Below are 4,321 nucleotides of genomic sequence, written 5' to 3'. Positions count from 1 at the left end.
GGGCGGGCGCCCGCCCCGAAAGGCGTAGCGCCCCCCGGCTCCCGGCGGCCCGTCAGTCCGGCAGCCCCGCCGCCCGCAGATGCCCGATCCAGGCCGTCAGGACCGGGCCCGCGAAGGGGCAGCGCCGCGCGTAGGTCCCGAGCCGGAAGCCCGGCTGGAGCCGCATCAGCTCCGCCGCCACCTCGGCCGCCTCGGCCCCGCGGCCCGCCGCCGCGAGGCTCGCCGCGAGGGTGCGCCGGGTGAAGCGGATGGACCGGTTGCGCGCCACGGCGCTGAGGCCCCAGGCGACGGCCTCGTCGTACGCGCCCGCGACGTAGTGCGCCTGGGCGAGCAGGCCCTCGTGCCAAAAGGTGTAGGGGTCGCTCGGCGCCAAGCGCTGCCCGACCTCGCCGTGCTGCACCGCCAGCCGGCCGTCGCCGGCGAATCCGTGCGCGGCGCTGCTCATGGTCCAGGCGATGGCGAGGCTCGGACCGGCCTCGATCGCCCGGTCGAGGAAGCGCCGCGCGGTGCCTGCGTCGCGCAGGAGGTAGGCCTGGACGTGGCCGTAGATCGCCAGCGCCAGGGGGTCGTTGCCGTCCCGCTCGATCGCGGCGCGGGACCGGTCCGCCGCCGCCCGCCCGTCGCCGTCCGGATCGGGCGAGCCCATCTCGCCGACCCGGAAGACGTGCCACCAGGCCGCGTAGGCGAAGGGCGGGGGATAGGACGGGTCGAGGGCGATCGCCTGCTGGAGCAGGCCCCCGGCCCGGGCGAAGCTGTCGGGGTCCATCTTGTAGAGCTGGTCGAGGGCCTGGAGCAGCAGGTCGTAGCTCGTCAGGCTGGACGGGTGCTTGCGCAGGGCGCGCTGCAGCTCGCGCTCGCGCACGTGGGGGGCGATGGTCCGGATCAGCTTGAGGGCGATGGCGTCCTGGAGGGCGAAGACCTGGTCGATGAGGCCCTCGTAATGGTCGGCGCTGACCACCGCGCCGGTGCCGCACTCGATCAGCTCCGTGCACACCCGCAGGGTCCCGCCGTGCTGCTGGACCGCCCCGTCCATCACGTAGCGCACGCCGAGGCGGCGTCCGATCGCCGCCGGGTCGGCGTGCCGGCGGCGATAGGCCAGGGTCGAGCCGCGGGAGATCACGAACAGGTCGCGCAAGGACGACAGCGCCCGGACGATCCAGTCGGTGAAGCCGTCCGCCAGGGTGAGGCGGCCCGGCGCGCTGCTGCGGAACGGCAGCACCGCGATCGAGGCCCGCGCCTCGGCGCCGGGCGCGCATTCGCCGACCCGCCACGCGGAACCGGATCCGGACCGCAGGGCGAAAACCCGCACCGGGCGGGCGTGGTTGCGCAGGGCGAGCGCCCCGAGATCGGTCGCCCGCGCCCGCGCCGCCTCGCTCGCCCGGGAGAAGACCGCCTCGGACACGATCACGTCGCCGGCCTCGGCGTAGGCTTGCAGCCGGGCCGCCACGTTGACGCCGTCGCCGAAGACGTCGCCGTCCTCGACGATGACCTCGGCGAGGTTGACGCCCATCCGGAAGGCGAGGCGTGCGTCCTCGGGATCCCCCGCCGCCGCCCGGTCGATCTCGCGCTGCAGGGCCAGCGCGCAATCCGTCGCCGCGGCGGCGTCCGGGAAGGTGGCGATGAAGCCGTCGCCGGTGTTCTTGACGATCCGGCCGCCGCTCTCTCGCACCAGCGGGTCGATGACGCCGGCGCGGAGCGCCTTCAGGCGGCAGTGGGTCTCCTCCTCCGCCATCTCGCTGAGCCGGGTGTAGCCGACCACGTCGGCGACCAGGATGGCGGCGAGGTGGCGCTCCATCGCCGGTCCCTCACCGCCCGGCGCGGCGCCGGCCGCGCTCCGCATCCTGCATAGGCCACCATTGTCGCATCACAGCCTGCCTCGAGCGGTCGAAGAGTGGAGGTTCCGCCCCGATGCAGCGGGACGTTTTCTTTAACGAGCATCAATCGTTACAGCAAAGATCCACTATGAATACTGTCATGCACTGACGGAGAGGTCCAGCCTCGCATGCGCGGCCGGAGGCCGGCGTCATGCCCGGAAGTCGACCCTGGCACTGCGGCACGCCCCCTCGCGCAGCGGAGCAATCCACCCTATAAGCCCGGCTTCCGCGACCGACCGGACCGGTTATCGAAGAGGTGCGCGAGGAGAGGACGATGAGCGAGCGTTGGACCCCCACGAGCTGGCGGCGGCTGCCGATTCAGCAGGTTCCGGACTATCCGGATTCCGCGGCCCTCGAGGCGGTGGAGCGGCAGCTCGCGAGCTTTCCTCCACTCGTTTTTGCAGGCGAGGCGCGCAAGCTGAAGCAGGGGCTCGCCAAGGTCGCGGCCGGCCAGGCGTTCCTGCTCCAGGGCGGCGACTGCGCTGAGAGCTTCGACGAGCACTCCGCCGACAACATCCGCGACTTCTTCCGCGTCTTCCTGCAGATGGCGCTGGTGCTGACCTTCGCGGGCGGCTCGCCGGTGGTGAAGGTCGGCCGCATCGCCGGTCAGTTCGCCAAGCCGCGCTCGTCGCCGAGCGAGACCGTCGACGGCGTCTCCCTGCCGAGCTACCGCGGCGACATCGTCAACGGCATCGGCTTCACGGCCGAGGAGCGGGTGCCCGATCCGCGCCGGCAGGCCGAGGCCTACCGCCAGTCGGCCGCGACGCTGAACCTGCTGCGCGCCTTCGCCACCGGCGGCTACGCCAACCTGGAGAACGCGCACCGCTGGATGCTCGGCTTCGTCAAGGACTCGCCCCAGTCCTCGGCCTATGCCGACCTGGCGCAGCGCATGACCGAGACGCTCGACTTCATGCGGGCGATCGGCATCAACCCGGAGACGCACCAGGAGGTGCGCCAGACCGACTTCTACACCAGCCACGAGGCGCTGCTGCTCGGCTACGAGGAGGCCCTGACCCGGGTCGATTCGACCAGCGGCGACTGGTACGCCACCTCCGGCCACATGCTGTGGATCGGCGACCGCACCCGGCAGGCGGACCACGCCCACATCGAGTTCGCCCGGGGCATCAAGAACCCGATCGGCCTCAAGTGCGGCCCGTCGCTGAAGGCCGACGACCTGATCCGGCTCGTCGACCTGCTCAACCCCGGCAACGAGGCCGGCCGCCTGACCCTGATCTGCCGCTTCGGCGCCGACAAGGTCGGCGACCACCTCCCCGGGCTGATCCGGGCGGTGGAGCGCGAGGGCCGCACCGTGGTGTGGTCCTGCGACCCGATGCACGGCAACACCGTGACGGCGAGCGGCTACAAGACCCGGCCGTTCGAGCGGGTGATGAAGGAGATCCAGGGCTTCTTCGACATCCACCAGGCCGAGGGCACCCATGCGGGCGGCATCCACCTCGAGATGACCGGCAAGAACGTCACCGAGTGCACCGGCGGCGCCCGGGCGCTGACGGCCGACGACCTGCGCGACCGCTACCACACCTACTGCGACCCGCGCCTCAACGCCGAGCAGGCGCTCGAGGTGGCTTTCCTGACCGCCGACCTCGTCAAGCGCGAGCGCAAGCAGTACGAGCATCCCCGGATCGAGGCGGCGGAGTAGGCGGGCCGCGCCGGCCCTGAATGCCACGAGGCCCGGGACGGGAGCCGCTGCGAGCGGTCCCCGTCCCGGGCCTCTTTCACTTCGGCGTCCTGCATCGGCGTCCGTCGCTCGCGCGGCGTCATAGGAAATCCGATTGATCGCTTCAGGCGACCGCTGCGCGGTCGCTTTCGCGATGCGGATTTCGGCTTCGCTCAAGCGCCGCGCGGGCTGATGATACGTTGTCCGGACGTAATCTTCCGGACAACGTATCATCTCCGCCCTTCCGCCGGGACTGGCCCGAAGGGCAGATCGAACGAGATCCCGGCGAACTCGCCCCGCCGCCACACCAGGGAGGCGCGGCGCGCGACGCGCGCGTGCCGGATGACGATCCAGAAGCGACGCGACAGCGCGTATCGCCGGGATATGCCGATCTTCGCACCCCCGTCGGAGAGATCGCGCACGACGCACGGCACCCGATCGTAATGGGACATCATTATCAGCGCCGGCATCGAGGTGCCGTGCCGCGGGTTGCCCCTCTTGTTCCCGGAAGGACGATCCGGGACGCCCGCCCCGCCCCCGGTCGCGATGGTTGAACCGCCACCCATCTGCGCATGATCCCCGCGATCCCACACGACCGATCTATCATACGCGACCCGGTCGAGCCCGCGGCGTGGACGCTCCGCCCTGCGCAGGGAAGCCACCGAGCGATGGCACAGTTAAGCAATGATTGCCGGCAACGAGGCTTGCGCCCGGGCGGGACCGTCGCTATACCGCCGCCATCCGCCGGGACAGCTCCCATCGTCTAGCGGTC

Annotated in this window: 3 protein-coding genes; 1 reads left to right on the top strand and 2 read right to left on the bottom strand. The window is 71.6% G+C overall.

Annotated features, from left to right (window positions below; genetic code table 11):
- Positions 1 to 52: 52 nt before the first annotated feature.
- Positions 53 to 1,840 (bottom strand): adenylate/guanylate cyclase domain-containing protein, encoded by a 1,788-nt coding sequence (locus VQ02_RS25445; protein ID WP_083469446.1) that lies wholly within the window; start codon positions 1,838 to 1,840, stop codon positions 53 to 55.
- A gap of 308 nt (positions 1,841 to 2,148) precedes the next feature.
- Between VQ02_RS25445 and VQ02_RS25440 the strand changes: the two genes are divergently transcribed.
- On the top strand, positions 2,149 to 3,531 hold the full coding sequence (locus VQ02_RS25440) for a class II 3-deoxy-7-phosphoheptulonate synthase (RefSeq protein ID WP_048447037.1): 1,383 nt from the start codon (positions 2,149 to 2,151) through the stop codon (positions 3,529 to 3,531).
- Positions 3,532 to 3,779: 248 nt separating this feature from the next.
- Here VQ02_RS25440 and VQ02_RS25435 read toward each other — a convergent pair whose 3' ends face one another.
- A complete protein-coding gene (locus VQ02_RS25435) occupies positions 3,780 to 4,115 on the bottom strand; it encodes a PilZ domain-containing protein (protein ID WP_157080808.1) in 336 nt (111 codons plus the stop codon).
- Positions 4,116 to 4,321 lie beyond the last annotated feature (206 nt).

The sequence above is a fragment of the Methylobacterium variabile genome, from assembly GCF_001043975.1.
GTDB classification, from domain to species: Bacteria; Pseudomonadota; Alphaproteobacteria; order Rhizobiales; family Beijerinckiaceae; genus Methylobacterium; species Methylobacterium variabile.
Note: the sequence above shows the minus strand (reverse complement) of the source record. Positions and strands in the feature narration are given on the sequence as shown.